The organism is Pseudoalteromonas sp. G5_S1_14_S5 (assembly GCF_054968605.1).
The window spans coordinates 1-4,290 of record NZ_JBQKUM010000143.1; the positions used below are offsets into that span (position 1 = coordinate 1).

The 4,290-nt window shown below is 42.8% G+C and carries 7 protein-coding genes; 4 read left to right on the top strand and 3 right to left on the bottom strand.

Features of this window, described 5'->3' with window-relative positions:
- A partial coding sequence (locus ACTRWI_RS22000) for a hypothetical protein (protein ID WP_499133832.1) occupies positions 1–183 on the bottom strand: 183 nt, incomplete at its 3' end.
- 154 nt (positions 184–337) lie between these two features.
- Here ACTRWI_RS22000 and ACTRWI_RS22005 point away from each other — a divergent pair.
- Positions 338–1,075, top strand: coding sequence for a hypothetical protein (locus tag ACTRWI_RS22005; protein ID WP_499133833.1), 738 nt, complete (start codon positions 338–340; stop codon positions 1,073–1,075).
- 49 nt (positions 1,076–1,124) lie between these two features.
- Here ACTRWI_RS22005 and ACTRWI_RS22010 read toward each other — a convergent pair whose 3' ends face one another.
- Both ACTRWI_RS22010 and ACTRWI_RS22015 read right to left on the bottom strand, forming a co-directional pair.
- Positions 1,125–1,643, bottom strand: coding sequence for a cupin domain-containing protein (locus ACTRWI_RS22010; protein ID WP_499133834.1), 519 nt, complete (start codon positions 1,641–1,643; stop codon positions 1,125–1,127).
- A 42-nt stretch (positions 1,644–1,685) separates the two neighbouring features.
- Positions 1,686–2,009, bottom strand: coding sequence for a hypothetical protein (locus tag ACTRWI_RS22015; protein WP_499133835.1), 324 nt, complete (start codon positions 2,007–2,009; stop codon positions 1,686–1,688).
- Positions 2,010–2,182: 173 nt separating this feature from the next.
- Between ACTRWI_RS22015 and ACTRWI_RS22020 the strand changes: the two genes are divergently transcribed.
- From ACTRWI_RS22020 to ACTRWI_RS22030, 3 genes are all read left to right on the top strand, one after another.
- The gene (locus ACTRWI_RS22020; protein ID WP_499133836.1) at positions 2,183–2,674 is read left to right on the top strand and encodes a hypothetical protein; all 492 of its coding nucleotides are present in this window, start codon (positions 2,183–2,185) and stop codon (positions 2,672–2,674) included.
- A 60-nt stretch (positions 2,675–2,734) separates the two neighbouring features.
- A complete protein-coding gene (locus ACTRWI_RS22025; RefSeq protein ID WP_499133837.1) occupies positions 2,735–2,992 on the top strand; it encodes a hypothetical protein in 258 nt (85 codons plus the stop codon).
- A gap of 145 nt (positions 2,993–3,137) precedes the next feature.
- Entirely contained in the window at positions 3,138–3,413 is a 276-nt protein-coding gene (locus ACTRWI_RS22030; RefSeq protein ID WP_499133838.1) for a L5-gp82 domain-containing phage-derived protein, read from the top strand.
- Positions 3,414–4,290: the final 877 nt, after the last annotated feature.

Below are 4,290 nucleotides of genomic sequence, written 5' to 3' on the forward strand. Positions count from 1 at the left end.
GATTTCCGCTAATGATTTGGGACCTTTCTTTTTGTTCTTTTTGGTGGTGGAAGGGGAGTGGCTGTCGGTTTGTTGGATGGCTTTTTCGTGTTCTTTGGCAGCATCCGAGAACGCATTGCTTTTCATTGCGTTTTTTCGAAGTTTATTCAAGCGGTCGAGTTTTGCTTCAAATTCAGGCGTCATACTATATCTCGCTAGTTATGCACTAACTTTGTTATACGACGAAAACCATGACAGTTTAGCAATTTACAAGTCCATTTTGTTGAGTTGGGTAATTTCGTCTTTTGCTCTCGCTATTTGTCAATCTGTAAACTCAGTTAGATACAATGATGAGGGTATGGAACAACTGAAGAGGGTAAACATGGATCGTGTTATTCAAGAGCAAATCCAACAATATGCATTCAAACGCTTTCCCATTTTGTCAGGAAAGCCTCTCAAACCTCTTGCTATCGGAGCTGGTGCCGCTTTGCAAGAAACGTTGTGTCAATCGTTCAGTCAGGCAGACGTTTCTTTTTTTCTGGACAGTTTTTTCACCAGCAGAGAGTACAAGCTGGCGCTGATTAATTGCTATCAAGCTTGCTATACCCGGTATAACCTTGATGGTTCGCCCTCATCAACGACAGTGAATGAACATGAGTTATTGGGACTCGCAAGGCATGGTATTTTCAAAAACAAAAAGGGACTCACGGATAAGGCCGCTCAATTGGTCAATGAACAAAAGCGCTACGTCTCTGCTCGAAGGAAACAACTGAAGGACAAGGTTCTGAGATTGAAGCAGTCGGGTTTTAGTGACCAATTTTTGTTAGATCGATTGGGGAAGCGAATTCAACCATACCTTAAGGTCAACTCCAAGGCTGGGCAATTTTATTCGGATAGCATGGTCAGCGAAGCGAGAATGATGAGGGAACGCACAGCTTCAATGACAGTGAAAGAAGTCAAAGTGTTTCAAAAATCACTGTATGACCAAGGTGTTCCCGTCTATTTAATACTGATGGCCACAAACCATTATGAACCAATGCTTTATGAATTGGTGAGAGATGGCGAACCGGAAAGGAAGTTCCCACAAGTCGCCTAACGGAAAAAGAGCACACAATGGTGCTCTTTTTTTTATGGGAACAATCAAACTAATGCATGGTGGGCGTTGCTTCTGCACGCATGTTCAGTAATCGGAGAACCAATTTGTCGACCGCTCTTTTTTTCGTAAAGCTGAGTTTTTCATACGGTTTAGTGTCGAACAAATTGCACATTAAACCGGATTGTCCGTTTTGGTTTACATCGTGTGTTTCGGTGACAAAACCAGAACCATCTTCATTGCGTTGAATTGGCCAGAAGGTGCATGTTTCGTCTACACGGTCATTTACCAAAAAAACCATATATTCTTGACGTGTAGGCGACATCGAAGGTCGGATGTCGGGGTTGGTACTCATCCAAGCTTCTAGAACGAACGTGTATTTGAGCACGTTGAGTTTACCCATTAGTACGCGCAGCGCCATGGTCATCTTTTCTTTGCTGTCTTGGTCTGAGATTGGAAACGAATAAATGCGTACTTTGCCATCAGCACATTCCAATACGATTGATGGATCAGCAGTACTTCTTGCCTTGAGTAGATCGTTAGCGACGTTTTTTTGATTATTAATGTCCATATTTGCCTCTCTTTGCGTCTTCAGGAGTCGGTCTGATTTGTATCAGTCGTAAGTAATTTCGTATTCATTGCCCTCTTGCCATTTCGTTTCAGTAATGATGTAACCGACTCGGTTAACCCAATGGCAACCATTCACAATTACCCACTTACTGTCGACAGGCTCACCCAGCTCATCTTCTTCTTCGTCGATATCAATCTCGATGATCGTCCAGACTCGACTGGCGTCGATTGTTTTGATGGTTTCTAGGTCGTTGCCATAGGTTTCGAATGAGATGCAATTGTCATCAAGGAAGATGGCGCTACCCCCATTCTCATTGATGATTGGTTTAAAGGATTCCACCCATTGTTCAAAAGTCAGGTTGTTCATGCTGCATCTCCGTGATTGGCGTTAGGGATACTTTATTCGATGAATGGAAGGGTTCCCCCCATATTGGAGTTCAGAGTCGATATCGTTTGACTTGCCAGAGTGAGTGGGGGGAAGAGAGAGAGGTTGAACCTATGCTTTGGTTGTCATTACACACAAACGAATGGAGAAATCACATGGCAATGTTTTGGGGCAACGTCTGGTATCAAGTCATTCATGATGAACTCGCATATTGCTGCATTCTTATGCTATCGAAGTACCCAAGTGCTCATGGTGGCTACGACAGTCAAGGCAACGAGATTGTAGAAGTGCTCATGCCTTCGTTACCTGAAAATTCAGGCTTTTCCTTCATTGAGCATAAAGACCAACGATCAGCGATGCTGGCCTGCAAAAGTCATATCTTAGATAAATCCAGATCGGATCTGCTTGCTCACCTATGGGTGGTCAATGACACTCAATGTGATCTTGATGAGTTTAAGGTTCAGCTGAAATCTGACCCTGACCATGTTCAGTATTGGAAATCGAAAATTGCCACCAGCAAGGAAACCATTGAATACTTTCAACTTAAAGCCAAGAACTTGAAGCAAATTCGTAAAAGTAAAATCAAGGAATTCCTCGAAAGCGAAATTGTGGACATCGCAACAAAGCACGCTCACGAACTGGCATAACCTAACTGGAACGGGGCGTGGGCAGCACCCAGTCCCTAACGTTTTAAATTGGAGATAGACATGAAACAACCGTACTTAGTCGTTACTCACGCAGAAGGTTTCGAACCAGAATCATACCTTGTTTATGCCACGGACGAAGACATGGCATGGAATAGGCTCCTTCATTGGCTTGAAACCAACCAGTTGCTTGATGGAGCGACCGAGCAATACCTAGACCATTGCAAACTATTGGATGACATGCACAGAACAGCAGTTGAAGCTCCGAATGGGTATGTCAGTTCGATGCTACGTATGAAGCGCTGGATTTCGAGTTCTTAGAAGCATTCGCTCGTGATTCCCTGCCTGAAAAGGAAGCCGCTGTTTTGTCGTCATTGATGGAAAAACTCAAAGCTGCTCATGAAGCTCGTTATTACTAATTGACACCTTGTTCGATTCTTGCTCTTAAGACCTTGGAGAGCATGACGTGAAAGTTGATGTGTATCTGAACTTACATCGCTCCACCGATACGACGCGTGTGTATTCTATTCGGTCACGAGAGAAAGAGTCTTATGGAAAGGTGATTGGCTACTCTTCCTCAGTGTCATTGATTGACTGTGAGTTTGTCGTAAACGAGAAGGTGCAAGCAAGGGTTAAACGAGAGCAATCAAAATTGGTGCATGCCTTCATCCGAGGTACGCTAATTGATTTTGAGCCTTTTGAAACAAACGCTGCGTCGTATGTTGGCTATTGTCCCTATTAATCACAAGCTCCCCACTTTTATTGCATTGAAACGGCGAAATTCAGCTCATCTGAAAACAACACGCCGATCTATCGTGCTATACGTGTTAACTGTTTGCCAAACTATGTGTTAGCCATTCAGTAACTACTGATGTTTACTGGTGGCTTACATTCAAGGACTTAGGCAGTCGCATCGAAAGCACAGGCATATGTCATTGGACTTCCCTCATTTTAATTCACCTCCCCCGTCTTTTTTGTCCATTCAAAGCGGCAGGTATAGACTTATTCGAAGCAACTAAGTGAATAACACAAGGGATTGAACATGGAACAAGTAATTGCAGCACCTTAAACGAATCAGACCGATAAAGCAGCGATATCAACAGTACCTAGCTAACAAAAAATGAAGTGCTCAATACTAGTTGTTACTTTTTATACCAATGGGAAGACTCAGGGACTCCAACAATAAACTCAGTAACGACTGGGTGCTGAATCACTTGAGTAGAAACTCATTTCAAGATCTACAACTGAGTAATTACGTTAACGCAGAAGTGGACAAAAATGCGTTTCGGCAAATCGAATATTAGAAATTCATGAATAACTTAAGGTATGGCAAAGTGAAAAAAAGCCCACGGATCGAAGTTAAGAAAGTGGGCAAAATATGGGTGACATGATGATGTTCAAAGTAAGCAAATTAATAATAGGCACACAAATGCATATTGGCAACAGTATTTCTATGACCTACAGCTCGCTTTTGGACAAAAATGTGCTGACGGTGATTACGTAGACTCTGTGATTACGTAGACTCTCCTCAGAGCACAAACCACTAGGACCTCTTTGCTCATCGCAATTGACGTCATTGTAGTTATCTAATAATTTAAGGTTGTCAGTGCGGGACTGGG